This is a genomic window from Hymenobacter tenuis (assembly GCF_054780495.1).
The window spans coordinates 2,278,408-2,304,928 of the sequence record NZ_BAAGWF010000001.1 but is presented as its reverse complement, the minus strand read 5'-3'; the positions used below and the strand labels follow the sequence as shown (position 1 = coordinate 2,304,928).

Below are 26,521 nucleotides of genomic sequence, written 5' to 3'. Positions count from 1 at the left end.
GGTTTGGTAAGAAACTGTCCTGCTGAGCGGAGCCGAAGCATCTCTACCGTTGGCTGCTCAACTGGCCTAGGGTTCTGCAACGAAGCGGTAGTGATGCTTCGGCTCCGCTCAGCAGGACGTTCTGTTATCGGTTCGTTCTGATATCCTGTAGGCCTCTATTAAGCTTTCTCGGCGTAGCTCGCGTTGCGGCTCACCGCTTGCCCCGTTACAAGAGCGTGGTAGTGGCCGGCGAGCATGCCGCCGATGGAGTGCTGGAACGACTTTTCAAACACCACATCATCCACCGAGGCAATGCCGATAACCTCGGCCGCGGTGCCCGTCATGAAGGCCGCTGAAGCAGTGCGCAGCTCCTCTGGCTTAAAGAACTTCTCATGCACTGTAATGCCAGACTCGCGGGCCAGATCGATAATGGTATTGCGGGTGATGCCGCGCAGAATGCTGCCTTGTGGGGCCGTGTACAGCTCGCCGTCGCGCTCGAAGAAGAAGTTGGCGCCAGGCCCTTCGGCTACGTAACCGTTCATATCCAGCAGTAGAGCTTCATCATAGCCGCGGCCTTTGGCCTCCGTGCTGGCAATGATGGAGTTGACGTAATGACCGCCTACTTTGGCCTCAATAGGAACCGCTTTGGGGTTAGGCCGCTCGTAGGGCGAGATGGTGAGGCGCAGGCTCTGGTCGCCGAGGTATTTGCCCCATTCCCACACCGCAATCAGCAGGTTGCTGGTGGTGGCGGCTTTCAGGCTCATGTTGGGGGTAGCGGCATACACCAGCGGCCGGATGTACGCATCCGTCAGGTTGTTGCGTTCCAGTACTTCATAACTGATGCGCGTAAGCTCCTCTACCGAATACTCCAGCGGCAGCCCAATGCTCTTACACGAGTAATGCAGCCGCTCGTAGTGCTCCTCTGCCTTGAAAATGCGGGTTCCGGTTGGCGTATTATAGGCTCTGATTCCTTCGAATACGGAGTAGCCGTAGTGCAAGGATTGGGCATACACGCCGCAGGTAGCCTGCTCAGCCGGCACAAACTCGCCATCCAAAAAGGCAATGGTGTTACTGGTGAAGTACATGGTAGTAAGTGAGGTAGGGAGAGAAAAAATGGCTATGAAAAAGCCTTTCCGAGCGCGGGGCTGAGAAAGGCTAGTCGAATCAGGACAATGCGCTTCCTTTCAGCCCGGCAGTGGCAGAATAATGACATGCAGGACGAGGCGGAAAACAGAGGTCATGGAAATCGAAAGTGAAAAGAGGAAGAGGGTAGAAGGAGTGGCCTACCGGAGCCTTGGTTTGCTGCAATTCTTTGGAGAGAGTAGCAGCCGCTGATAGTATCTCCGGAAGGTGTGGCCTGCGTAAGTATGGCTCGCCAGCCGGCCGTTACAAGAGGAAGAAATATTGCGGACCAAGAAGTGGAAAAGTGCTCAGGCATATCATCTTTACGCTCTATTGATGAGCGCAAGTACACTAGCTTATGCTAAGCATTAAAACGTTTTTCTTACTTCCTTACCATTTCTAATATTTGGTTTTTATTAGGTAAAATATTGATAGGTAATAACTTGTATTTTCCCCAAATACGATGCCCAACGAAAATTCCGATCCGGTTTTTCAATTAATCAAGACCCTGACCCGCACTGAAAAGCGGCACTTCCGGCTGTTTGCCAACCGGCAGGGCTCTACTGATGGGCTGAAGTTTCTGCAGCTTTTCGATGCGCTGGAAGGACAGGAGAAGTACGACGAGGAGCGCGTATTGGCCCAGGTGCCAGCCATTAAGAAAGTGCAAGTAGCCAACCTAAAGGCGAACTTGTATCGGCAGTTGCTGTCGAGTTTGCGCATGTACCACGCCAGTCACAACCTCGATATTCAGCTGCGGGAGCAACTTGATTATGCCCGCGTGCTTTACAACCGGGGCCTCTATCAGCAGAGCCTACGCATGCTGGAAAAAGTGAAAGCCTCGGCGCGGCAGGCTGAAATGCAACACATTGTATTGCTGGCCCTCGACTTTGAGAAGCTGATTGAAGGGCAGTACATCACGCGCAGTTTGCGAGGACGGGCGCGTGAGTTATCGGACGAGGCGACCAGTACTGTGGCGCACGTTTCGCGGGAGCACGAGCTGTCCAACCTGGCGCTGCGCATGTACGGGCGCTACCTCAAAATAGGGCACACCCGCAACCAGCAGGACTACGAGAAAATCACGGCCTACTTCCACGACGGTTTGCCCGCAATGGACCCGCGGGAAGCGGGCTTTTATGAGCAGCTCTATTACTACCAGGCCCACGTGTGGTACTACACCATCACGCAGAACTTCCGGCTGTGCTTCCGCTACGCGCAGAAATGGGTAGATCTGTTTGAGAACAACCCACTCATGCGGGAGCAGCAGGCCATGTTGTACATCAAAGGCCTGCACAACCTGCTGATTACGGCGCACAACATGCTGTATTACAGTAAATTTGAGCAGGTGCTAGCACAGCTAGAGGCCTACGCCGCTGGCCCCAACCGGTACTCGAACCCGAACATTGAAATGCTGCTGTTCCTGTACATCTACACCAACCGGCTTAATGGGTATTTCATGCGCGGGCAGTTTACGGAAGGCCTCACCATCATTCCGGAGCTGCTGGAAAAGCTCGACCACTTCCGCATTCAGCTCGACTCGCACCGGCGGTTGGTGTTCTACTATAAAATTGCCAGCCTCTACTTCGGCAGTGGCCAGTCGGATAAGGCCATTGAGTACCTTAACAAGGTTATCTATTTCAAGGAGGCGAGCCTGCGCGAAGACATTCAGTGCTTTGCCCGCATTCTGAACCTGATTGCCCATTACGAAGCCGGTCGCGACGAGGCCCTGGATTACCAAATCCGCTCGGTGTACCGTTTCCTGGGCAAAATGAACGACCAGCAGCAAATGCAGGAGGCCATATTCCAGTTCCTGCGCAACCTCGGCGATGTGGCTCCTTCTAAGCTAAAAGAGGCCTTTATCCAGCTCAAAGACAAGCTCGTGCGCATTGCCGAAAACCCTTTTGAGCGCCGGCCTTTTCTCTACCTCGATATCATTTCCTGGCTGGAAAGCAAAATCGAAAACGTGCCGGTGCAAGAGGTAATCCAGCGCAAATTCAAGCAGTTGAAGTAGGAGGATGACGTGGTGAATAGTGAGGAGGGTACAGGACGAAGTAAAATAGAACGTCATTAAACAGGCCGTCATTCCTCGACTGCGCTCGGAATGACGGCCTATATATCCTATCTACCTACATATCCTACCTCTAAAACAGGGGCAACCCGTGCATGGCCTGGCCAAACAATGCCGCCACTAAGCCGGCATAGAGCAACGCCCCTAGCCATGTGAGTAGCACCGCTCGACTAGGCACGGTTCGGGCCATAAGCCACCCTAGCAACGGCACGGCTTGTAAGGCGTGCAGGCCTAGGAAGTGGGCGATACGCAGGTCGCCGGCGCGGGTGCTCCAGCCGAGGCCGGGGAGGCCGGGGCCACCATCGGGGGCGCCCACCGTGTGCTGGTTGAGGTGAATCATCATGCCACCGAGTACGCTTCCAATAAGAAAGAGCAACAAGCCTAGGCGCACGCCCCATACGTAGCCAGCGGGGCCGTGCGGGCGGTGTCGCCACACCAGGTACACGGCCCACATGGTAAGCACGGTATTCAGCAGGATGAACACGCCCATCAGGTTGAAAACCAGCATATCGAAGGTGCTAGCGATGTTGTAGTGGGAGGTGGTGCCCCGTGCGGCCTGGCCCGAAATGCACACCATTTCAACCACCATACTCAGGCCTACTCCCCAGCTGATGCGGCGCACGGCCCGCTGGGCCTGGGAGGGCAGATCGGCCAGCAGCCAGGCCAGCGTCCAGAGGTAGAGGAGGCCCGATAGGGCAAACTTCAGGGGCTTCACCCACACCGGTACGCCTGTCACCAACCGATGGTCGAAGGGCAAAAGCATGAGGGCCAACAGCAGAAACCCTACGTGCAGCCAACCCGCCCCCGACAACACCGGATTCACGCGGTGCAGCACGCGAAGCCACTCAGCGGCATAGGCCAGCGGTAACGCCACGCGCCGGGATAAAGGGTGCAAGGTACCGGTTGAGGTTGTTTTCAGGGGTAGGAAAGTAGACATGGCGACGGAAACCTAACGCGTGACAGAGGAGGCGGAAGTAGCAACATCGCGGCCATAGAAACGCCGCACCAAAGAGTATAGAAGGAGCCCCACTGGCCCAAACAAGAACGTGAGCAGAAGGCACGGCACGAGTAGCAAGTGCGGCACCCCGCGCCGCCGCGCATCGAGACTTTCCCAGATGCCGAGGCACAAATCGAAGCACAAGTAATGCACCCAGCCCGCCAGCAGCGCCCACGGGTTGCGGAACAAGGCTGCTACCCCGGCCAAAGAGCTAAACCCGCCTTCGGAACCATGAGGCCCAATATAGTGCAAGCCAATCAGGAGGGCATACGCTGCGGCCAGCAGGAGTGGCAGGGCCCCGCTCAGTACTAGGCGCTGCGTTACGTACCAGCGTGGAGCCAGCACCAGCAAGGCCCAGCCCAACATAGCAACCGGGTTAGCCAGCGAAAACAGAACGTCGGGTTGCAGTACCATATAGACCTAGTAGCGGATGACGCCGTAAACATGGGGATAATGGAGGTGTTTGTCAGGGTAAAATGGGGTGAAACCGCCGTTACACCGGGTCAACCGTACTAGGGCAGGTGGTGAGCCAAAGTGCCCTGCCCCTGATTTCCTCGCCGGAGAACGTATTTTTGTGCCGTGAATGCCGCCTGTCTATCCCGTTTGTTTGCCTTATCTATCCCGCTAGCCCTACTGCCCGGCCAAACCGCCTGGGCACTTGCTGATAGTACCTTTGTGCGCCAGGCGCACCGCCGGCCGGTGTTTCAGTTTGATCAGCGGTTCTCTATTCTGAATGGCAAAGTAGTAGGAATCAACGGAATAAAAGGCGGCATAGAATGGCGCGGCCGCTGGCGGGCAGGCATAGGTCTGTACCGGCTTTCTGGAGGCGTACCGACGCGTATTGCGCAGCCCATCGGGACGCCAGCTGGTACCCGCGACGAGGTTCGGTTTCGCTATGTGGTGGCGTATGGCGAGTACGTGTTCATCGGGAACAAGCGCTGGGAGCTGAGTACGCCCTTGCAGCTGGGCGCGGGCAGCTACTATACTAAATACTACTTTCCGGATGGTGGCGTGCGCCGAACCAACAACGAGGTGCTGTTTATGGTAGAACCCTCCATTGCGGCCCATTACCGGGTATTTCGGTGGATTGGGGTGGGCACCGGAGCAGGGTATCGGCAGGCTATAGCGGCGGGACAACAGCCCGAGGATGAAATGAGCGGCGTCATTTTCTTCGGGCGGGTTAAGCTTTTTCTGAGCGACTTTATTCGGGTGGTTAGGGGGCGGCAGCGCTTGTTTTCGCAGAGCGGACTTCGCGAAGACCCGCCACCCGTTACCCCTTTGCCCGCCCCGCAACCCTAGCAACACCAGTTTGTATGCCAGTAAAAGGTGCGGCTGCACACCCGTAGGTCCGCGCCCAAAAACAGCCTCACCCGGCGCCTAGCGTTGTAGCCAGATGCCGGGCGAGGCTGCTTCAGAGGGAGCAGGCGTTGCCGTTAGCGGGCGGCGCCTATGGCTTTAGCCGAGGTGGGGCGGCGCAGCACATAGCGGCGCACATATTCGCTAGGCTCACCTTTGGTGTAGTTAATGGGGTGCTCCATAATCTGCACAATTTCCCAGCCTAGGCTGCCCATGTAGTTGAGGGCGCTGATGGTGGTAGCAAACACCTGAATTTTGCCGGCCTCGCGCACTACCTGCTCCGAGCCGCCCAGCTTCTCGTAGCCGTAGCCGAAGTCAACGAAGATGTCGCCGCTTTTTTCTTTTTCGGCTTTGCCCAGGTTGATGGCGCCCGTGCGCATCAATTCGCAGAACTCGTACCGAACAGGCTCAGACTGCATAGGGCGCACTGCTGCCGGAGCCGACTGTGCCTGAACGTGTGCCGCCGAGCCCAGCAGTGTGGCCAGCAGCAGCGTGGAGAAAAGGTGTTTCATGAGGTGAATGGTTGGAGAAGTTAGACGAGGATCTGGAGTGGCGGGCAAAAGTTACAGGGAAAGATGTGGTAGTGGTACCGGCTCTTTCCCTGTATTTTTAGAATTCAGGTTAGTTGTAGTTGGGTAGCAACCGGTACTTGCGGCCGTATTCCAGCATTTGCTGCGAGAAGTCAGTGGGGTATTCCACTTTCACGTCCACCACTTTACCGTCCTGCAGTACGGGCACCAGCTTGGGCTGGATGAAGCCAGCGTAGGGGGCAATGTTGAGCTTTGAGTAGCGAGACAGCACTTCCTTGTGCAGGGCTGGGTCAACCTTCACGCCGTAGGTTTCAATTAGGTTTTTGCCGGCTGCGTAGTCGCCCTCGCTGGTGATGCGCTGGAGCTCGCGCAGTAGCTGCCCAAACAGGCCGCGTAGCTTCCCGTAGTCGTTCACCCGGAAATACGTGTTGCCGTCGCGGGTTATCTTCTCAATAACGTTGTCTCTGCTGCCTTTCTCGAAAGCCCATTTCGCTACCATCTGGCGGTTGCGCATGTGAGCTTCTTCTACGGTTTCACCGAGTTGGAGGCGCACCAGCTGGGTCATCAGGCCGTTGCGGATGTAGTTGTCGTACTCGGCTTTGGCTACGTCGGCGGAGGGCACCACGCCCAGCTGGGTCAGCTTGGGGTCGGGGAGGTAGTAAAGCGCCACCAGGTCGGCGCGGGCTTCTTCCAGCGCTGAGGCGTAGCTTTTCAGGGTTTCCTTGGGGGTGCCCACGCCTTTGTTAATTTGCCCCGAAGCGTGCCCGATTACCTCGTGCATATCGGTGTGCAGCTTGCCAGCCAGCGCCGCGTATTGGCGGGCGCGCTGCTTTTCGGCCTCATCAAACGCAAACTCATCCAGCAGGCCGCCGGCATCGGCCAGGCCGTAGGCATCCACAATGTTGCCTAGGTTCACCGACTTCGAGCCGTGCTCTTTCCGGATCCAGGTGGCATTGGGCAGGTTGATGCCGATAGGCGTGTTGGGAGCGGCGTCGCCGGCTTCTACTACCACGGTAATTACCTTGGCGGTAATCCCGACTACGTTCTGCTTCTTGTGCTCGGGCTTGATGGTGGAGTTATCTTCAAACCACTGGGCCTCGTCGCCGATGGCCTTGATGCGCTTGGTGGCTTCCAGGTCTTTGAACGATACCACCGACTCGTAGGCCGCACGGTAGCCCAGCGGGTCGCCGTACACCTCAATAAAGCCGTTCACTACATCCGTGCGCGATTTGGTATCGTGCACCCAGACAATGTTGTACTCATCCCATTTTTTCAGGTCGCCGGTCTGGTAAAACTCAATGAGCTTCTGCAGGGCCAGCTTTTGCTCGGGGTTTTCGGCTACTTCCACGGCCTTGGTCAGCCAGTACACCACTTTCGTGAGGGCCTGGCCATACATGCCTTCGGTGTGCCACACGCGTTCAATCAGGCGGTTTTGCTTGTCCTTTACCAGCTTGGAGTTGAGGCCGTAGGAAACGGGTTGTGCCTCTTTTTTGCTGGCTTTTTTCTTGTACAGCGTTTCCACTTCCGTTTGGGTCATGCCCTCATAGAAGTTGTTGGCGGAGGTCTTCACCAAGTCTTTGCCAGCTTCCTGGTTTACGCGTTTCGGGGCCACATTCGCGTCAAACAAGATGGGCGTCATCGTGGCCAGAAACTTGGTAACTGATTCGCCGGGCTCCAGGGGCAATAGTTTGGAGTCGGTGGCAAAAATCAGCTCCTTGAAATAGGCCGGGGTGCACTCGGGCACAAACTTGCGGGTGCTGTAGTGGTGGTGCACGCCATTGCTGAACCATACGCGCTTGGCGTAAGTAGCAAACTTGCCGGCCTGGGCTATCTGCTGCTGATTGGTGCTGGCCGTCAGGCGCTCCTGGTTGGCGGGCCACAGCGCTTCCAGGGTGCGGCGCACACGCAGGTTGTGCTTGTAATTCTGGTCGTAGATAATGTCGCGGCCACTTAGAGCGGCCTCGTACAGGTAGTACAGCAGCTCTTTCTGGCGGGGTTCCAGCTCTTCGAAGCCGGGCACCTGGTAGCGCAGAATACGCAGGTCGGCGAACTGCTCCGTAACTACCTGAAAGGGCGGAGTGGCGGGTGCTGCTGGCGCTTCGGTTGCTACGGGCTGTGCTTGGGGAGCTACCTCGGTGGGGCTGCTGCTAACAGCCGTGATGGGGGGAGCGGTGATGTGGGAGGTGCTGGCACAGCCGCCGCCCAGCTGAGCAATCAGCAAGAGGGCAGCCGCCGATAGGGGAGGGCGCTTCATTAATACAAGGCAGAGTGGAGAACTTGTACAAATCAACGCATAATTTAACGAAAGCAAGAAAGCGCAAGCCAAGCAAATCTAGCTTGCCAGAACTTTTCCTGACTAGGGCCTGCCCGGAGCCAAACTCTGGCAGCACAACCGCCCCAGTAGGGGCCCAGGGCGGTTGTGCTTAAACGCAGGGTTAGGCATTGGGCGGTCAGGCCCGGTTTGCCCACAAGCAATGCCTAGTGAGCCTCTCGCACGGTGCTGAGGCGGTCGAGCTTGCCGGAGGCTGTAGTGCGGAATCGGGGCACAAAGATCAGTTCGCGGGGCTGTTCATACTTACCCAGGCGCTGACCGAGCAACTCCTGCAAGGCATGCTGCTGCTCAGGCGTTAGCGCATCGCCTTCCACAAAAGCCGTTACCTGCTCCCCCAGCCGCTGATCGGGCAGGCCAGCTACAAAAGCTCGGCGGCTTAGGCCCAGCTCCATGAGAGCTACTTCTAGCACTAGCTCTACTTTCTCGGCCTGCACTTTCACGCCGCCGCTGTTTATCACAAAATCGGCTCGGCCCAGCCATTCAAAACGGTGCGCATCTAGGAGCTGTACCCGGTCATTGGTTGTGATGAGCTCCCCACGGGTCACGTCGGCCCGGATGGTAAGGCAGCCGCGCTCATCCTGCCCTACCTCAATGCCGGGCAGCACTTGGTAATGTGGGGCCGGACTAGGCCCGTTGAGGCGGCGAAGGGCAATATGCGAGGCGGTTTCCGTCATGCCATACGTCACGTAAACGGGCACCGTCAGCTCCTGGATCTGGCGCTCCAGGCTGCGCTCTACGGCGGCGCCCCCCACCAGTATGCCTTTCATCTGATTCAGGCGCGGGGCGTGGCCGGCTTCCAGCACGGCCCGCAGCTGCAAGGGCACAAAGGAGGTGAAGTCAAAGGTGGTTTGGGCCGGCACAAGGGCTAGCGGATCGGCTTGGGGCTCTACAATGGTGAGGTGCATGCGGCGCTCAAATGCCCGTACCAGCATCATGAGGCCACCCACATACTCACAGTTCAGGCACACCAGCATTCGGTCACCGGGGCCCAGGTCGAAGTAGTCGCCGGTGCGCCGGGCCGAGGCTTCCAGCTGCTGCCGCGTCATGGTCACAGACTGAGGCGTGCCCGTAGAGCCCGAGGTCTGCAGTCCAAACTCCTGCGCTCCGTTCAGCCACTGCCGGCAGAAGTCCAGCACCCGCGCCTCGTAGCCATTCAGGTCAGTGGGGGAGTTGGCGGGGTATTGCTGAATATCGGCGTAGAGGAATTCGCGGCCGTTGAGCAGGAGGGAGTCGGGAAGCAGGTCAGAGGAAGAAGCCATACAAGAGAATCAGAAAATCAAGCAAAAACAGACACTTGGGGCCGCCAACTACCCTAGGTGAGCAGCCAGCGCTGGTAGGTTTTGGCCGAAGGCGCCGTGACCAAGCACAAAACCACCAGCAGAAAACCGCACGCCACCAGCTCCAGCACCCCACGGGTAAGGAAGTACGAAACCAAAAAAGGCAACCCAAGCAAGCCCAGCAAACTGTTGCGCAGAAATACCCGGCCCTTGTAAATACGCAGATTTTCTTCGGCCAGCCGCCTCAGGTTGGGCCGCAGGCGCCGGGCAACCAGATACAGTACCCCACCCACCACGGGCACTAAGGCCCCCAGCAGCCCGAGCGCCAGCCCCGAAGGTGCCTGTGGCTGCCGGGCCGCCTGAGGTTGCAGCTGGCTGCCCATAGCCGCTACCACACCAAGCATGAGTAGGGCCTGCAAGAGGTAGTGCAGCCAGTGCCAGCGCCGTACGCGCCGGATAGCATCGTGGAATTCGGCATCGGTCATGAGGAAAGGGAAGTGAAAGGGCGGCTAGGGGTTTGCGAGGCGAAGAGGGGTAGTAAACCAGTGCGTAGGAATAACCGAAATTCGTTGGGAAGCTCCCGAGCAGCGGGTAATTAAACAACTTCCGCTTGACTTATAGGAGGTTATGGGTGTATATTACCCTAGTACTATCTCCCAAAGCCATGCAGCCCACCGCCCCGAGTCCGTTTGCCCTGGCCAAAACCTTTGTTTTCCGGCGCTACCTCACGCTGCGCAAGCACGTAGTAGCTATTCCGGCCCCGTTGCCGCCCGATATGGCCCGCCGAGCCCGGAAGCTGCTGAAGAAACAGCGCAAAAGCGAACGGCTGCGCAACTTCTTCGGCTGGTGGGAAGGCTGCGCCGCCTACGGCTCGATATTCTGATTTTAGCTAAAACCACGAAGCGCCACCTGATACTAGGTGGCGCTTACTATTATACCCTATTAGTGTGACCTTACAGGGCTTTGCTGGTTGCTGTTTTGGTAAACGTGAGCGGGGCCGAATACGGCAGCTTGATTTCTAAGCCACTGACTTTGGCCGCGGCATCCGTCAGCACCTGAAATTCGAACTGGTCGGTTCCGGTAAAGTGCTCCGTGAAAGCCGTAAAACCAGTGTCTGAAGTCTGCTTTACAGTGCCTTTAAAGTCATAATAGGCAAAGCGGAGTTGGTTTTTGTTTTCTCGGGTTATGCTGATGGTACCATACGCCGGGTGCGTGTATACTCCGGCTATAGTTGCTAGTTTTTTAAGCGTTTCCTTGTTCTCTATGGTATAGAGTTTCTGCTCCGGCTTGCTCTGTGCTTTATTGGCATTGGCTATAACAAAGCCTTCAAAATCAGGCATCTTCTCGTACTGGTCTTCCACGAAAATATTGGTGGCGTACCGAATCAGCAGGTTCTGCAAATCCGTTTGCTGATTGGTCAGGATGACAATGCCAAAACCGGCCTGCGGCATCATCAGAATGCGGGAGCTTTGGCCCCCGGTGCGGCCATCGTGGTAAACTATTTTGCGGTTGGTATCCACGTCCCAGCCAATACCATAAAATACCTGCTCGGCGGGGTTCCGGACGGTGAGGGGGCTAGTCAGAAAGTTGTACTGCTTTTCCGACAGAAACGGCTGGCCTTGTACGCTGCCTTTGCCCAGCCACATGCCCAGCCACTTGGCCATGTCATCAATAGTTGACGTGATGCTGCCGGCCGGCGCGCAGGCGTCTAAGCCTTCTTGCGGCACGCGGGTAGTGCCATCGTTTTTGTAGCTGATGGTTTTCTCCGGATACTTCTGAAATTCTTCGAAGGTGGTAAAGGAGTTCTTCATGCCCAGCGGCTCGAAAATGCGCTGCCTGACCTGCTGTTCCCACGTAGTGTCAGCCGCTTTTTCCTCCACAATGCCGGCCACCGTGTACATCAGGTTATTGTAGAGAAATTTCTCCCGGAAAGAACCGTCAAAGCTCAAATGCTGGACTTTCTCCAGCATTTCGTTTCTTGAAAACTTGGGGCCGTACAGCAGATAAAAGTGCTTGTCAAGCCCTACGCGGTGGGTTAGCAAGTCCTGAACCGTGGCATTCTGGGCGGCGTAGGTATCCTGTAGCTTGAAGGCAGGCAAATGGCTAACTACTTTGTCGTCCCACTTCAGCTTTCCATCGGCTACCAGCTGCGAGGCCAGCACGCCCGTGAAGGCCTTGGTGCAGGAGCCAATTTCAAAAAGTGTGTTGTTGGTAACCGGCAGCTTTTTTTCAACATCGCGGTAGCCCAGGCCACCTTTATAAAGCACCTGATTTTTGTAGATAATGACCACCGCCATGCCGGAGTTGTGCGCTTTAGTGCGCAGCGTATCCGTCAGCTTCAAAAAATAGTCTAGCTTCTGGGCGTCGGTGCGAGGGGCGAGAGCGGGTGTTTTTTGTTGGCCTACAACGCTTTGCGCCAGGAAAAGAAGTAAAAGCAGGAAGCTATTTTTCATATTGTATTGATGGATACTAATCTGCCTGATTGTGCATGCGCTTCTGCGTAGCCGCTTATTTCTGTGGGTGAGTTGTGCTATAATTTTCTTTGGCCGCCCCGAATCCAGCGGAAGAATTGTCGCAACAGGTTGAAAGCTTCCACAAACAAGCTATACCAGATCAGAAGCGCCCCTAATGTTAGAATTATAAAGAATATCGGGCCCAACCAATTAGTTAGTAGCAGAGTGTGCATGTAGTGAAATACAGTTCGACTAGTTGGAATGGCCTCCAGCCTAAGTAGCAATAGCAACCGAAGCCGCCATCATCGACATGTAGTAGTTGGCGCAGTGAATGGTGGTGAGCAGCAGCACGTCTTTCTCATCGAGAGTCTCAAACTCCTCAGTAGCAGACAGGCTATAGCTAGGTTTCAGCGAGTTCCACTGAAAGGATGGACTCACTACCATCAGCTCCTTTTCATCTTTATCCAGAAGAACGAAGGTGTTTTTGAGCAGGCTTTTCTGCTTGAACAGAAACACTCGGCTGTTGAGCTTCGACTTGATTATGATGGTGCCGCTCCAGTTCATCTTGAAGTTCAGCAGCACCTTCTCCTGCTGATCTGTTAGCTCTACAGTGGTGCCCCACACGCCCTTGGGACCTATCCGAAAGGTGGCGCCATCGGGCAGCGTGAGCACTGCTTTCAAAGAAAACCATTCAGTGTAGTGCAGCGTGCCGCGCACTTCATCATGGGCCAGAAGCGTGAAGTCGCGGGTTCCCTTGTTGGTTACCTGATAGTTGGCCATACGGCGTAAAAATAGCGGCTGGTAAACGGGAGTAGCTGGGGTGCAACTGTTGCTCGGTTACTTTGCTTTGGGGGTTTCCGGCAGAAGCTGAAAATACGTGGCTACAAAGCGGTTATCTACTATCTCGCCTTGCACCTTGGCCTTCCGGATGGCTTGGCAGAATCCGTCCTTGGCATGCGCATCCCCATGCGAGTCGATGTTGGTGCCATCCACGAAATAGGCTTTGCCATCAATCCGAACGGCCAAATCGCAGCTTTTGCCTGGCAGCCCGAGCCGGCACTGACCGCAGGACGCCTCCACAACTTGCACTGATTTGTTTGGGTCGGGGGCAGTAACGCTGGCGGCCGCTTTAGTGGTAGTAACCTGCGCCTGAGCGTTTGTGGCGCCGGCAAGGCCTAGGGCAAGTAAGAGTAGGAAGCGTTTCATGAGGGGAGGGCAGGTTATGAGGTAACAACTATAGGCAGCCGCGCCGCCTGGGGCGAAAAGTACAGAAAAAACGCTGCCCGCCCTTTACAGGCAGGCAGCGCTTACTACACTGGATTGCGGGCCGAGGCCTTATGGGAATTTGGGGTACTTCGAGAAGTCGGGCGTGCGCTTTTCGATGAAGGCGTTTTTGCCCTCTTTGGCTTCCTCGGAGAGGTAGTACAATAGAGTGGCGTTGCCGGCCAGCTCCTGAATACCAGCTTGTCCGTCCAGCTCGGCATTGAAGCTCGATTTGAGCATGCGCAGCGCCAGCGGGCTTTTCTCCAGAATCTTATGGCACCACGCCACGGTGGTTTCTTCGAGCTTATCGAGGGGCACCACTTTGTTTACAAGACCCATGTCGAGAGCTTCCTGCGCGTCGTACTGGTCGCAGAGAAACCAGATTTCGCGCGCCTTTTTCTGGCCTACCACGCGAGCAAGGTAGCTAGCGCCAAAGCCGCCATCAAAGGAGCCCACCTTGGGGCCGGTCTGACCGAAACGAGCGTTATCCGCGGCAATGCTCAGGTCGCAGACGACGTGCAACACGTGGCCGCCGCCAATAGCCCAGCCCGCTACCATGGCAATTACGGGCTTTGGGATGGAGCGAATCATTTTCTGCAAATCCAGCACATTCAGGCGGGGTACGGTGTCCTCGCCAATGTAGCCGCCGTGGCCACGCACGCTTTGGTCGCCGCCCGAGCAGAAAGCCTTGCCGCCTTCCCCGGTCAGGATAATAACGCCGATATCGGTGCGGTTGCGGCAGATATCCATGGCCTCAATCATCTCCTGCACCGTAAGGGGCGTGAAGGCGTTGTGCACATGGGGGCGGTTGATGCTGATTTTGGCGATGCCGCCAGCCTGCGAGAAGAGAATTTCGCGGAACTCCTTAATCGGGGTCCAGGTAAGTTGTTCGGCCATAGGGGAAGGTTTCCTTATGATTGAGAGAATGACGTTCGTACCGCGGCGCGGTACTGTTCGAAGAACTCGGCGTTGGTGGGGCTGTCAGTGGTGATTTCGAGCAGACTCGCGCCGGATTCCGCTGCAAAGAAAACCGGTAAAGCCGACTCTAGTTCAGCAAATGAAGAAACAGCGAAATAGCGCAGGTTAAAATCGCGGGCGGTGTTCTCGGCCCGAAGCATCTGGCGCGTTTCGAAGAACTCCTCCAGCTCGGGCTGCTGGCGCGGGCCATCAATCATGCGGAAAATGCCGCCGGCGTGGTTATTGAGCAGGATTACGCGCAGGTTAGGGGTGGCGTAATTGTGCCAGAAAGCGTTGCGGTCGTAGAAAAACGCCACGTCGCCGGTGAGCAGTACCACCGGCCGGCCGGGCTGGGCCAGCGCCGCTCCAATGGCCGTGCTCGTGCAGCCATCGATACCGCTGGTGCCCCGGTTCGCGAATATTTCTACGGTTCGGCCTGTGGGCAGCCCTAGTATATTGGCGTAGCGCACCGCCATGCTGTTAGCCAAGTGCAGCGCCGTATGGTCGGGCAGAAGCTGGAGGGCTTTGTAAATAGCCGTAAACTCGTTGAACGGCTGCGTAGGCTGCTGCATAAACTCCTGCAGAAAGCCAGTAGCCCAATTTTCGGCTGCCACCCACGGTTTCAGGTACGCGGCTTTGGCCACGGCTTCCGCCTCACCCAGCTGGGCGCCACTGCCGGGCCACTTTAGCCGCACTAGGCCACTAGGGGCCGGCGCAGTCGCAACCCGCGTAGCATCCTGCGCTGCCACAAAACTATGGGGAGTTGGGCCCGATATCGAACCTAGTGCTGTCGGCTCAGAGGCTACCACGCTAGCTATGTTACTAGGCTCGTCTTCGGCCAAAACCGAAAAGAAATCGGTGGGTTCCAGGCGCACTACCTTCGTCAGCGACTGAAACGTATCGGCAACGGCGCCCGCGGGCTGCACGTGCCAGTGCTGGGCGGGCTTGGCCGTGCGCAGGTACAGTTTCAAGGCCTTCGAAATAAGCGACTTGCCGAAGGTGATGAGCAGCTCAGGCTTAAGGGCTGCTTTCAGGCCCGGCTCCGGCACGGCCAAAAACACATCCTGGCGGCCCAGTGGGCGCAGGCGCTGGTCGAAATCGGGCGCAGCGGGCAGGTGCAAATTAGCAATTAAGTCGCCGACTACTGGCACCTGATAGGCGGTTGCGAACCGGCGGAGGGCTAGTAGCAGCTGCGCATCGGCCGGGTGCTGGCCGCTCACCACCAGCACGCGGCTGGTGCTACGGATGGCCTGGCGCAACTCGGCTAGTACAGGTGTTGAAAGTTGAGGGCGGCCGGGCTGCTCACGGGTGACTTTAACGGGCCCAAACTGGAGCTCCTCGCCGGCTTTGGGGTAGAAAGGCTCCCGCAGCGGCACGTTCACTTGCACTGGCCCGGCTGGAAACTGCTCTGCCAGCCCAATTGCCTCTGACACAATGCGCGCCGCATGCCACTGGGCATCAGCGTGGGCAGTATCGGCCGGAAACGTGAACGAGCTTTTGGCGTGGGCGCCATACAAATCTGACTGGCGTACCGTCTGCCCATCCAGCTGGTCAATCCATTCCGGCGGCCGGTCGGCGGTAAATACCACCAGCGGAATCTGCTGAAAATAGGCTTCTGCCACGGCCGGCGCATAGTTGAGGCCTGCCGTGCCCGAGGTGCACACCAGTGCCACTGCCCGCTGCTGGGCCTGGGCCAGCCCTAGCCCGATAAAGGCTGCGGCCCGCTCATCAGGAACAGTACGCACCGTAATGCCCGGGTGGCGCGCAAAGGCAATGGTGAGGGGCGCACACCGGGAGCCCGGCGAAAGCACCACATCCGTAATGCCCAGCTGGGCGCAGATTTCGGGGATGTTATGAACGGCTTGCAAAGAAGGCATAGGATAGGGCAGAACGGCTGATACCTAAATGAACGACCATACGACTTTCAGGCAATGAAGTAGGTTATTCACTTAAAATGGCCCCAACGGTGCGCAGCTTCAGCTCTGTTTCCTGCCACTCGCGGGCCGGATCGGAGTCGATGGTAAGGCCGGTGCCGGCGTAGAGAATGGCTTCCTGAGGCCGCAACTGCAGGCAGCGCAGGTTTACGTACAAACGCGCTACGCCGGCATCAGGCAGGTTCACGGGGCCCAGGAAACCGGCGTAGTACGCGCGGTCGTAGCCTTCGTTGCGGCGCAAAAATTCCAGGGCGGGCTGCTTAGGCACGCCGCCCACGGCGGGTGTAGGGTGCAGCAGCCGCAGCATATCGGTACCGAGGGTAGGGAAGGGTACGTGGTTAAGATGCACAGCGAAGTCGGTGCGCAGGTGCAGCAGTTGCCCGGCCGCTACCGTGCGCGGCCCGCGCTCATCGTATTCGCGAAGGCGCAACTGCTTAAAGCAGTTCACAATGTAGCGGGCCACCATGGCGTGCTCTTCCAGGTCCTTGTGAGCCCAGCGGGCAGTGGCGGGCTTCATGCCCTGTAGCAGCGGCTGCGTACCGGCCAGCGCCATTGTCCGGAACACCTGGTCCTCAGTAATTTCAGCCAGTACTTCCGGTGTAGCGCCCAGCCAGGTACCTACTCCCGGCGCACTCACCAGCGAGACAAAGGCATTAGGATAGCGCTGCTGTAACTCCTCGAAAGCCGCCAGTGCATCAAACCCCGCCGGCAACAGCCGCCGCACCGCCCGGCTCGATACTACTTTTTGCACCACGCCTTCTTCAATAGCCTGCACCCCCGCCGCAACCAAGGCCTCATACTCGGGTTGCGAAGCGGTGGGCGGAACGGGCTGCCAACTCACGTGCCAGGGCAGGTTGGCCGTGTCAGAGAGGCTAGCGAAACGCTGGCGCAGCTCTGGCAGGCGCCCAGCCGCGGCCGCGCTTACCTGAATTTCTTCGGGCTTGGCCAGGTCAAAGAACAGGTCGGCGGGCAGGAAAAGTGGTGGGTTGTGATCGGAGTCGCGGAACGGGAAGAAGGCAAAGCCCGCCGGAGCCGTAGGCTCCAGCGCCGGCGGCAGCCCCACAAACGCGGCATCTACCTTCAGGCTCAGGCAGAGCCTAGGGTGCGTTTCATTCGGAAGCCGCCACAGGGCCACGGGACGGCCGCTGGTAAGCGCCAGGGCCACCAGCCGCTGCAGCCGGTCGGCTACTGGCAGGTCGGGCTTCCAGGAAATGCGCTGGAGGGTGCTCATGCCTGGGGTTTGGCGGCGGGCAAATCAATTACGGCCATGGTAATGCGGCTGATGCATACCAAGGCGCCGGTTTCTTCGTGGGTGATTCTGATTTCCCACACCTGCGTGCTACGGCCCACGTGCAAAGCCGTGGCCCGGCCCACTACGTAGCCTTCGCGCACGCCTTTCATGTGGTTGGCATTGATTTCGAGGCCCACGCAGGCTTGTTTACTAGGGTCGATTTTAGTGGCGGCCCCAATGCTGCCTAGTGTTTCGGCCAGGGCTACGGAAGCGCCGCCATGCAGCAGGCCCATGGGCTGGTGGGTGCGGCCATCAACGGGCATACGACCTTCCAGGTACTCGTCGGTAAGGGCAGTTAGCTCAATGCCGAGCGTATCGGCGAGGGTAGGGCGGGTTCCAACCCACTGTTTAATTTGCTCCAGCGTCATGAGGAAGGGTGGAAGAAGCGAGCGGCAGCGTCATCCCGGAAAAAGAAAAACACCTTTGTTCCGTAATAACAAGTTCAGCGCCCGATGTTCTGGCGAGAGCTAAGCCGTAGGTAGCGTAAGAGATAGAAGAAAACTCAGGCGCCCGAAATGAACGCCCGAGCAAAATCGCCGTACTTTAACGGCAGAAACAGCAAAACTAGGGGGAAAGTGAGCGTCAAAAAAATATACCTCATTCGCCACGGCCAGACCGATTTTAACGTGCGCGGCATTGTACAGGGCAGCGGTGTCGATTCGTCGTTGAACGAGGCTGGCCACCGCCAGGCAGCGCGTTTTTTCGCGGCCTACCGCCACGTGCCCTTTGCTAAGGTGTATACCTCTGTTTTGCAGCGCACCCATCAGTCGGTGCAGGGTTTTCTGGATCTGGGGCTGCCGCACGAGCAGCACGCCGGCCTGAACGAGATTAGCTGGGGCGTGCGCGAGGGCACTCGCATCACGCCGGAAGAAGACGAGGAATATCACGACGTACTGCAGAGCTGGAAAGCCGGCCAAACGCATACTCGCCTGATAGGGGGCGAAAGCCCCGATGAGGTAGCGGCCCGCCAGCGCCCCGTCATCGACCTGATTACCTCGCGCCCCGACGAAGAAAACGTGCTCGTGTGCATGCACGGCCGTGCTATGCGCGTGCTGCTCTGCCAGCTGCTAGGCTACCCGCTCAGCCAGATGGATTCTTTCGAGCACCATAACCTGTGCCTCTACAAACTGCACTACACCGGCTCGCAGTTTACGGTGAAGAGCTTTCTGGATGTGCGGCATTTGCATGAAACCCACGCCTAGGGCCTATTGGATAGCCGGCGGTTGGCTTAGCCTATTAATTGGCTGCCAGGGGCCGGAACCAAAGGAGCCCCTACTAGCTCCACAACCACAACAAACCACCGCCACGGCGCAGAAGGCTCTTTGCTATTCTCCCGAGTATTGCTATCAAATAGATGATTTGGAAGCTAAGCCTTTGCGCATTAGCCATCCAGCGTTAAAAGGAAGGGTATTTGTTAGCTTCGTTATAAACCCGGACCTCCAGATCAATCAGGAGCAGATTCGTGTAGCTAGAGTAGTTTGGAAAAGCTCGGGTAAACCACGTTTTACAGTTGAATCAGCAACCGATTCAGCCCAGTTGCAGCGGTTACTACCCCTAGTGCGGCCTGTAATTCACTCCCTTACCATTCAGCGTAGCAACCTAGCCGACCGCCAGAAGTGTAGCCAGGAGCAATGGACAGTGCCAATAACCTTCGAGTAAAGAAGTCGGTATTGATTCTGATTCAAGTTGCCGTTGCCGATATCTAAACCAGAGGCTGCCTGCAAAGGCGAAAATTCGCTGTTTTACGCGTGCTCTTAGAAGAAGGGGTTTAGTTTGCACCCCCGGATTTTCGGGCTAATTTTGGCCCACTCAACCCAACGAAGACCCAGATGGCCGAACTCATAAAAATGCCCAAAATGAGCGACACAATGACCGATGGGGTCATTGCTTCGTGGCTCAAAAAAGTAGGCGACAAAGTAAAATCCGGGGATATCCTGGCCGAAGTGGAGACCGACAAGGCTACGATGGAACTCGAAAACTACGAGGACGGCACTCTCCTGTATATCGGCCCGAAGGAAGGCGAATCAGTGCCCGTTGATGGCCTGTTGGCTATTGTAGGCAAAGAAGGCGAAGATATTTCGGCTCTGCTAAACGGTGGCAGTGCTGCTCCGGCTCCGGCTGCTGAAGCTCCTAAAGCCGAAGCTGCCCCAGCACCTGCTCCGGCGCCAACTCCAGCTCCCGTAGCAGCCGCTCCGGCCGCCCCGGCTCCTGCTCCTGCCGCCGCACCCGCTCCGGCTGCTGCCCCTGCTGGCAACGGCAAAAAGGCTACGGTTATCCGGATGCCGAAGATGAGCGACACCATGACGGAAGGCACCATCGCCTCCTGGCTCAAGAAAGTAGGCGACAAGGTGAAGTCCGGCGACGTGCTGGCTGAAGTGGAAACCGACAAGGCCACCATGGAGCTGGACAACTACGAAGACGGTACGCTACTCTACATCGGCCCGAAGGAAGGCGAGGCTATTCCCGTGGATGGCATTCTGGCTATCATTGGGGAAGAAGGCGCCGACGTGCAGGCGTTGCTAGGTGGCCAATCGGGCGGAAGTGCTCCGGCACCCGCTGCTGCCGCGGAGGCAACTGCTGCTCCTGCTACCAGCTCGGCCCCTGCGCCAGCCGCTGAAGCTGCTCCGGCCCAGAATGGCGGCCGCATCTTCGCTTCGCCGCTGGCCAAGAGCATTGCCAAAGACAAAGGCATTGACCTAAGCACCATTAAAGGCTCCGGCGAAAACGGCCGCATCGTATCCCGCGACCTGGAAAGCGCGCAGCCTGCTGCCGCCGCTGCTCCAGCCCAGGCTTCGCAGCCAGCTCAGGCCGCCAACACGCAGTCAGAGTATATTCAGGCCGCCCTGCCCGAGCAGCCCAAAGCCGAAGCGCCAAAAGCTGCACCCGCTGCCGCTCCGGCTGCTACCCCCGCTGAAGGCACCTACACCGACACGCCTGTGTCGCAGATGCGTAAGGTAATTGCTCGTCGTTTGTCGGAAAGCCTGTTTACGGCACCGCACTTCTACCTGACGATGGAAATTCTGATGGACCGCGCTATGGAAGTGCGCGGCCAGCTGAATGCCCTCTCGCCAGCGAAGCTCTCGTTCAATGACTTGGTTATCAAAGCCGCAGCCGTAGCTCTAAAGCAACACCCCGCTGTGAACTCCTCGTGGCTTGGCGACAAAATCCGCCAGAACAAGGTGGTAAACATTGGCGTGGCCGTGGCCGTGGACGAAGGGCTGCTGGTACCCGTCGTGCGCAATGCTGATGGCAAAGGCCTCTCTACCATTGCCAACGAGGTGAAAGAACTGGCTGGCAAGGCCAAGAGCAAGAAGCTACAGCCCGCCGAGTGGGAGGGAAGCACCTTCACCATCTCGAATCTGGGCATGTTCGGCATCGAAGAATTCACCGCCATCATCAATCCCCCGGATGCCTGCATTCTGGCCGTGGGTGGCATTAAGCAGACGGCCGTGGTAAAAGACGGACAGCTGGCTATTGGCAACGTGATGAAAGTGACCTTGAGCTGCGACCACCGCGTGGTAGATGGTGCCACCGGTGCGGCCTTCCTTCAGACGCTGAAAAGCCTGCTGGAAGACCCCATGCGCATGCTCATCTGATAAGCACTCGTTATTCCAGTATTACAAAAGCCGGTTCGAAAGAACCGGCTTTTGTGTTTCCTAGGTACTGCCTGAGCTGAAACGGGCGGTCAGTTTGCCATGCAATTGAGGGTAGCCGACGAGGTATTAAGAGGCCTCAGATTAAAAATTGATTATAAAATATATATACTTACCAGCGAAGGGTGCTACGCCGGCAGCGCCTGGTTGTCTGATTACTAAAATCATGTGATGCATATGAAGCAGAATCTACTGACAGTGACTATGTGCCTGGCCAGCGCTGCGGCCTTTGCCCAAGGCCAAGCCATTACGGGACAAGTGCTGGATGCCGCCGGCAAACCTGTAATAGGGGCTACGGTGGTGGAAAAAGGTACCAACAATGGCACCGCCACCGGCAACGACGGACGCTTTGCCCTACGGGCTCGCACCGCTAGCCCTCGCCTGCAAATCAGCTCTATTGGGTATGCCACGCAGGAAGTGGAAGGTAGCGGCCAAGTAAGTGTGCGGCTCACGGATGCTTCCACGGGCCTTGGGGAAGTGCAGGTGGTGGGCTCACGCAGCCAGAACCGCTCCGTTACCGATTCACCTTCGCCAGTGGATATCATTGATTTGCGCGAGGTAACCACCAAAACCGGCCAGCTCGATGTAAACCAACTGCTGCAGTTTGTAGCCCCGTCGTTTAACTCGAACCGCCAGACCGGCTCCGATGGCGCCGACCACGTGGACCCCGCCACCCTGCGCGGGTTGGGCCCCGATCAGACCCTAGTACTGGTGAACGGCAAGCGCCAGCATCAGTCGGCGCTGGTAAACCTGTTTGGTACGCGCGGCCGCGGCAACACGGGCACCGACCTGAACGTGATACCTGCCGCCAGCATAGAGCGCATTGAGATTCTGCGCGATGGAGCGGCGGCCCAGTACGGTTCCGATGCCATTGCGGGCGTTATCAACATCGTGCTGAAAAGCTCAGTAAAGGAGCTGACTGCCAACGTGAACTACGGCGCCTACGACGCCAAATACCGCCGCGACGATGAGAAGTTTGACGGTGGCAACTTCAACGCCAACCTCAACTACGGACTAGGTCTCGGCGAGAAGGGAAGCTTCATCAATGCTACCGTCGACTATAACAAGCGCGAGCACACCCAGCGGGCCGCGGTTCCGGCACCCGATGGCCTGGCTCGCCGCGAATACGGCGACCCGGAAGTCAGCAACACCTCGGCGTATATCAACTCCAAGTTTGCGCTCACCGACAAAGCCCACATTTACGTGTTTGGCGGCGGCAACCTGCGCAAAGGCGCCGCCTACGCCTGGACTCGTTTCCCCGAAGACAGGCGGAACGTGCCGGCCATCTACCCCAACGGCTTCGACCCCATCATTACCAGCGACATTGTGGATGCCTCGGCTGTAGCCGGTTTCCGAACCGCTTTGGGCGCTACGGAAGATGCTTGGCAGTTGGACCTGAGCAACAACTTCGGCTCTAACCGCTTTGAGTACGGCGTGCGCAACACGCTGAATGCCTCCCTGGGCGCTAGCTCTCCCACTTCCTTTGATGCCGGTGGGTTTCAGCTGCAACAGAACGTTGTAAACCTGGGCCTGACGCGCAACTATAAAACGGTGCTGCAGGGCTTCAACCTAGCTGCCGGGGCCGAATGGCGCCGCGAATGGTATTCACTGTTTGCCGGCGAAGAAGGCTCGTACCGCAACTACAACCCCGAGTTTTCGGGCGGCTCACAGGGTTTCCCCGGCTACCAGCCTGGCGATGCCATCAAGGCTCAGCGCGACAACTTTGGCGTGTATGTAGATGGCGAACTGAGCGTGACGCAGCGCTGGCTGCTGGCCGCGGCTCTGCGCTACGAAAACTACTCTGACTTCGGCAGCACCCTCAATTATAAAGCCTCCACGCGCTTTAACCTCACGGAGTTCCTGACGCTGCGCGGCACCTACAGCACCGGTTTCCGGGCGCCTTCTCTGGCCCAAATCAACTTCAACTCAACCTTCACCAACTTCATCAATGGCGAGCCGGTAGAAGTGCTGTTGGCCCGCAACAATAGCCCTGTTACCCAAAAATTAGGCATTCCAGCGCTCAAACAGGAAACCTCCAATAGCGCCAACATTGGTCTCACCAGCCGCCTAGGCTCCACGTTGAGCTTAACCCTGGACGGCTACTATATCAAGGTGAAGGACCGCGTGGTGCTTACTAGCCAGTTTCCTTCCAGAGACTCTGACGGGAATCTGGACCCCGTTATCGGGGCGGACTTAGAAGCCCTTCGGGTAAATCAGGCCCAGTTCTTTGCAAATGCCGCCGACACACGTTCCCTAGGTCTTGATGTGGTGCTAAACCACACGCTCACGCTTGGCACAGGCCGTTTGAACTCCACGCTGGCTGCCAACTTCAACAGGTTGCGCATTGATCGGATCCAGACCTCAGGCCGCCTGACGGGCCGGGAAGATGAATTCTTTGGCGCGCGGGAGCAAGCCTTTGTGAAAGCCTCCGCGCCGCCTTCCAAAATCAACCTCACCTTTGATTACCAGTTGGGCCGCTTCGGTGCCCTAGTGCGCTTTGTGCGCTTTGATGAAATTACGCTCATCGACTTCAACGGCGACGAGATGAACTACGACAGCCGCATCACAACGGACCTGACGCTGAACTATGCCATCACCAACAATTTGCAGTTCATTGTAGGCAGCGCTAACCTCTTCAACCGCTACCCCACGTTGTTCAATCCGCAGCTCACGGAAACCGGCGGCGCCTGGGACCCTGTGCAAATGGGTGCCAACGGGCGGTTTTACTTTGCGAAGCTTCAGGCCCGCTTCTAGTTTCTGCGGGTAGCAGCCGTTACGCTAGATATAGCATGCCGGATGAGCTGGGGTAGTGGCCTAGCTCGTCCGGCATGCTGCGTTTATACAGGTTTGCGCGGTTACCAATGTGCAGTGAGCAGAATGTGTGCTACCTTCCGTCCCCGCCGGAATCGGGCGGCTGTCCCACCTTCTCTCAACTTTATGCACAAGTATCTACTGGTCCTTTCGGCGGTGGTATGGTTGGCTCCGGCCACTGCCTCGGCCCAACAGCGGCCCGTTCTCACGGCCCAGGATTACGCCCGGGCTGAACGCTTTTTAGGCTACAACACCCAACCCCTAATAGACGGTAGTGCCGGCCAGCCGCACTGGCTCGCCAACGACCGGTTCTGGTACCGGGTGCTTACCGCCCGGGGTAGTGAGTTCGTGCTGGTAGACCCCGCCCGCAAATCCCGCTCCGTAGCCTTCGACCAAGCCAAGCTAGCCGCTGCGCTGTCTTCGGCCAGCGGCAAAACCTATGAGGCCAACCGCCTGCCATTCCGCAACCTTTCGTATGCTCCTGATGAGAAATCCATTGCCTTTGCGGCCGCCGGCAAAGCCTGGAAATACGATGTAGTAAGTGGGCAGCTAGCCCCAGATACCTCGCCGGAGAAGCCCAGCGCCAACGCAGCTAACGAAATAGAATCGCCGGACGGCAAGCTGGCTGCCTTCATCAAGGACGACAACCTGTGGGTGCGCAATACCAGCACCAACGAGCTTACCCAACTCACCACCGACGGCACCAAGGACTACGGCTACGCTACCGACAACGCCGGCTGGACGCATAGCGACAAACCGGTGCTGCGCTGGTCGCCCGACTCGCGCAAGATTGCCACCTTCCGCCAAGACCAGCGCAAGGTAGGCGACATGTACCTCGTGACCACCAACATTGGCCACCCCCGCCTGGACAGTTGGAAATACCCCCTGCCCGGTGATAAAGACATTGCCACCATTGAACGGGTAATAATTGAAGTAAGCAGCACGAAAGTGGTGCGCTTCCAGATGGCCCCTGACCCGCACCGGGGCACGCTCTCCGATGATATTTCCAGCAGCGGCACCTTCGATGACGTGGACTGGAGCCCCGATACCAAGGAACTGGCCTTCGTCTCGACTTCCCGCGACCATAAGGAAGAGAAATTCCACATTGCAGATGCTACTACCGGCACCGTGCGCGACGTGTTTACTGAAACCGTAGCCACGCAGTATGAGTCGGGCCAGGGCGCAATCAACTGGCGCTATCTGCCCAAGAGCAAAGAAATCATCTGGTACTCGGAGCGAGACAACTGGGGACACCTCTACCTCTACGATGCCGGTACCGGCAAAGTAAAGCGTCAGATTACCAAAGGCAATTGGGTGGTAACCCAACTGCTGCACGTGGATGAGAAGAAGCGGGAGCTGTATTTCCTGGCCGATGGCCGGGAACCGGGCAACCCCTATTTCACGCACTTATACCGCATTGGGCTGGATGGCAAAAACCTCAAGCTGCTCACGCCTGAACCCGGCAACCACCAGGTTACCCTCTCACCTTCGGGTAACTACTTCATCGATACCTACTCTCAACCTGACAAGCCAGGCCAGACGGTGCTGCGCTCTGCTGATGGCAAGCTGCTCTCAACCCTGGAGAAAACGGATATTTCCCGCCTCGCTGTTACCGGCTGGAAAGCACCCACGTCTATCACAGTAAAAGCCGCCGACGGACAGACCAACCTGTACGGGCTGATGTTCACGCCTACTACCCTGGACCCCGGCAAAAAGTACCCCATTATTAATTACATCTACCCCGGCCCGCAGGGCGGTGGTGTGGGCAACTGGTCGTTCAGCGCCGCCCGCACCGACCATCAGGCCCTGGCGGAGCTAGGCTTTGTAGTAGTAATAATTGAGGGTAGCTGCAACCCTCTGCGCTCCAAGAGCTACCACGATGCCTGCTACGGCAACATGGCTGAAAATACGCTGTCGGACCAGATAACCGGCATGCGCCAACTAGCCCAGCGCTACCCCTACATTGATGTAGAACGCGCCGGCATTTGGGGCCATTCGGGTGGAGGCTACGCCACGGCCGCCGCTATGTTCCGCTACCCCGAGTTCTTTAAAGTTGGCATCTCGGAATCGGGCAACCACGAAAACCGCAACTACGAGGACGACTGGGCCGAGCGCTACATTGGCCTGCTCAAAACGAACCCCGACGGCACCACCAACTACGACAACCAGGCTAATGCCACGTTCGCCAAAAACCTCCAAGGCAAGCTGATGCTGGCCCACGGCCTCATGGACGACAACGTGCCGCCCTATAACACCTGGCTGGTAGTAGAGGCGCTTACCAAGGCTAACCGCAGCTACGACCTAGTAGTGTTCCCGAATGCTGCCCACGGCTACGGAGCCTACGGGCCTTACATGATGCGCCGCCGCTGGGATTACTTTGTGCAGCACCTAGCCGGGGCTGAGCCTCCGCACGACTACGAAATGAAACCCGTAACTGATCCGCGCAACGCGGTGCAGTAAGCCGGCCAGCGCGTGGCGGTGTACCGTTGCGCGCTGGGCGT

General features: G+C 57.5%; 21 protein-coding genes. 7 read left to right on the top strand and 14 right to left on the bottom strand.

The annotated features are described in order from the left end of the window. Positions 1–158: 158 nt before the first annotated feature. Positions 159–1,064 carry an aminotransferase class IV gene (locus ACYVGU_RS10000; RefSeq protein WP_460621921.1) on the bottom strand — a complete coding sequence of 302 codons (906 nt, stop codon included), beginning with the start codon at positions 1,062–1,064 and terminating at the stop codon, positions 159–161. A gap of 500 nt (positions 1,065–1,564) precedes the next feature. Here ACYVGU_RS10000 and ACYVGU_RS09995 point away from each other — a divergent pair, with 500 nt between their 5' ends. Then, positions 1,565–3,109 (top strand): hypothetical protein, encoded by a 1,545-nt coding sequence (locus ACYVGU_RS09995; protein ID WP_460621920.1) that lies wholly within the window; start codon positions 1,565–1,567, stop codon positions 3,107–3,109. A gap of 130 nt (positions 3,110–3,239) precedes the next feature. Here the strand turns inward: ACYVGU_RS09995 and ACYVGU_RS09990 are convergent, their stop codons facing one another. Together ACYVGU_RS09990 and ACYVGU_RS09985 are read right to left on the bottom strand one after the other, a co-directional pair. Continuing rightward, a complete protein-coding gene (locus ACYVGU_RS09990; protein WP_460621919.1) occupies positions 3,240–4,103 on the bottom strand; it encodes a hypothetical protein in 864 nt (287 codons plus the stop codon). A 12-nt stretch (positions 4,104–4,115) separates the two neighbouring features. Further along, the gene (locus ACYVGU_RS09985; RefSeq protein ID WP_460621918.1) at positions 4,116–4,577 is read right to left on the bottom strand and encodes an ABA4-like family protein; all 462 of its coding nucleotides are present in this window, start codon (positions 4,575–4,577) and stop codon (positions 4,116–4,118) included. 189 nt (positions 4,578–4,766) lie between these two features. Here ACYVGU_RS09985 and ACYVGU_RS09980 point away from each other — a divergent pair, with 189 nt between their 5' ends. Next, positions 4,767–5,462 carry a hypothetical protein gene (locus tag ACYVGU_RS09980; protein WP_460621917.1) on the top strand — a complete coding sequence of 232 codons (696 nt, stop codon included), beginning with the start codon at positions 4,767–4,769 and terminating at the stop codon, positions 5,460–5,462. A gap of 134 nt (positions 5,463–5,596) precedes the next feature. Here ACYVGU_RS09980 and ACYVGU_RS09975 read toward each other — a convergent pair whose 3' ends face one another. From ACYVGU_RS09975 to ACYVGU_RS09960, 4 genes are all read right to left on the bottom strand, one after another. Continuing rightward, complete coding sequence (locus ACYVGU_RS09975; protein WP_460621916.1) at positions 5,597–6,031, bottom strand: hypothetical protein; 435 nt, start codon at positions 6,029–6,031, stop codon at positions 5,597–5,599. Positions 6,032–6,140: 109 nt separating this feature from the next. After that, on the bottom strand, positions 6,141–8,303 hold the full coding sequence (locus tag ACYVGU_RS09970) for a M49 family metallopeptidase (protein WP_460621915.1): 2,163 nt from the start codon (positions 8,301–8,303) through the stop codon (positions 6,141–6,143). Between the two features lie 224 nt (positions 8,304–8,527). Next, complete coding sequence (locus ACYVGU_RS09965; RefSeq protein WP_460621914.1) at positions 8,528–9,640, bottom strand: acyl-CoA synthetase family protein; 1,113 nt, start codon at positions 9,638–9,640, stop codon at positions 8,528–8,530. 53 nt (positions 9,641–9,693) lie between these two features. Next, complete coding sequence (locus ACYVGU_RS09960; RefSeq protein WP_460621913.1) at positions 9,694–10,143, bottom strand: hypothetical protein; 450 nt, start codon at positions 10,141–10,143, stop codon at positions 9,694–9,696. A 179-nt stretch (positions 10,144–10,322) separates the two neighbouring features. Here ACYVGU_RS09960 and ACYVGU_RS09955 point away from each other — a divergent pair, with 179 nt between their 5' ends. After that, positions 10,323–10,541 carry a hypothetical protein gene (locus ACYVGU_RS09955; protein ID WP_460614680.1) on the top strand — a complete coding sequence of 73 codons (219 nt, stop codon included), beginning with the start codon at positions 10,323–10,325 and terminating at the stop codon, positions 10,539–10,541. Between the two features lie 70 nt (positions 10,542–10,611). Here ACYVGU_RS09955 and ACYVGU_RS09950 read toward each other — a convergent pair whose 3' ends face one another. The 7 genes from ACYVGU_RS09950 to ACYVGU_RS09920 form a co-directional block, all read right to left on the bottom strand. After that, positions 10,612–12,111, bottom strand: a complete 1,500-nt coding sequence (locus ACYVGU_RS09950; protein ID WP_460621912.1) for a serine hydrolase — start codon at positions 12,109–12,111, stop codon at positions 10,612–10,614. A gap of 273 nt (positions 12,112–12,384) precedes the next feature. Beyond that, positions 12,385–12,891: a hypothetical protein gene (locus tag ACYVGU_RS09945; RefSeq protein ID WP_460621911.1), complete on the bottom strand. Its 507-nt coding sequence runs from the start codon at positions 12,889–12,891 to the stop codon at positions 12,385–12,387. Between the two features lie 57 nt (positions 12,892–12,948). Further along, the gene (locus tag ACYVGU_RS09940; RefSeq protein WP_460621910.1) at positions 12,949–13,317 is read right to left on the bottom strand and encodes a DUF6370 family protein; all 369 of its coding nucleotides are present in this window, start codon (positions 13,315–13,317) and stop codon (positions 12,949–12,951) included. A gap of 129 nt (positions 13,318–13,446) precedes the next feature. Continuing rightward, entirely contained in the window at positions 13,447–14,271 is an 825-nt protein-coding gene (gene menB / locus ACYVGU_RS09935; RefSeq protein ID WP_460614676.1) for a 1,4-dihydroxy-2-naphthoyl-CoA synthase, read from the bottom strand. Between the two features lie 14 nt (positions 14,272–14,285). Beyond that, positions 14,286–16,208 (bottom strand): 2-succinyl-5-enolpyruvyl-6-hydroxy-3-cyclohexene-1-carboxylate synthase, encoded by a 1,923-nt coding sequence (gene menD, locus ACYVGU_RS09930; protein WP_460621909.1) that lies wholly within the window; start codon positions 16,206–16,208, stop codon positions 14,286–14,288. Between the two features lie 64 nt (positions 16,209–16,272). Next, positions 16,273–17,496, bottom strand: coding sequence for a chorismate-binding protein (locus ACYVGU_RS09925; protein ID WP_460621908.1), 1,224 nt, complete (start codon positions 17,494–17,496; stop codon positions 16,273–16,275). Further along, complete coding sequence (locus ACYVGU_RS09920) at positions 17,493–17,924, bottom strand: hotdog family protein (protein WP_460614673.1); 432 nt, start codon at positions 17,922–17,924, stop codon at positions 17,493–17,495. Before ACYVGU_RS09920 ends, ACYVGU_RS09925 begins: the two co-directional genes overlap by 4 nt. A gap of 207 nt (positions 17,925–18,131) precedes the next feature. Here ACYVGU_RS09920 and ACYVGU_RS09915 point away from each other — a divergent pair, with 207 nt between their 5' ends. The 4 genes from ACYVGU_RS09915 (at position 18,132) to ACYVGU_RS09900 (ending at position 26,480) form a co-directional block, all read left to right on the top strand. Beyond that, the gene (locus ACYVGU_RS09915; RefSeq protein WP_460614672.1) at positions 18,132–18,758 is read left to right on the top strand and encodes a histidine phosphatase family protein; all 627 of its coding nucleotides are present in this window, start codon (positions 18,132–18,134) and stop codon (positions 18,756–18,758) included. Between the two features lie 627 nt (positions 18,759–19,385). Beyond that, positions 19,386–21,152 (top strand): pyruvate dehydrogenase complex dihydrolipoamide acetyltransferase, encoded by a 1,767-nt coding sequence (locus ACYVGU_RS09910; protein ID WP_460621907.1) that lies wholly within the window; start codon positions 19,386–19,388, stop codon positions 21,150–21,152. A gap of 234 nt (positions 21,153–21,386) precedes the next feature. Beyond that, positions 21,387–23,963, top strand: a complete 2,577-nt coding sequence (locus tag ACYVGU_RS09905; protein ID WP_460621906.1) for a TonB-dependent receptor — start codon at positions 21,387–21,389, stop codon at positions 23,961–23,963. A gap of 183 nt (positions 23,964–24,146) precedes the next feature. Then, positions 24,147–26,480: a S9 family peptidase gene (locus tag ACYVGU_RS09900; protein ID WP_460621905.1), complete on the top strand. Its 2,334-nt coding sequence runs from the start codon at positions 24,147–24,149 to the stop codon at positions 26,478–26,480. Positions 26,481–26,521: the final 41 nt, after the last annotated feature.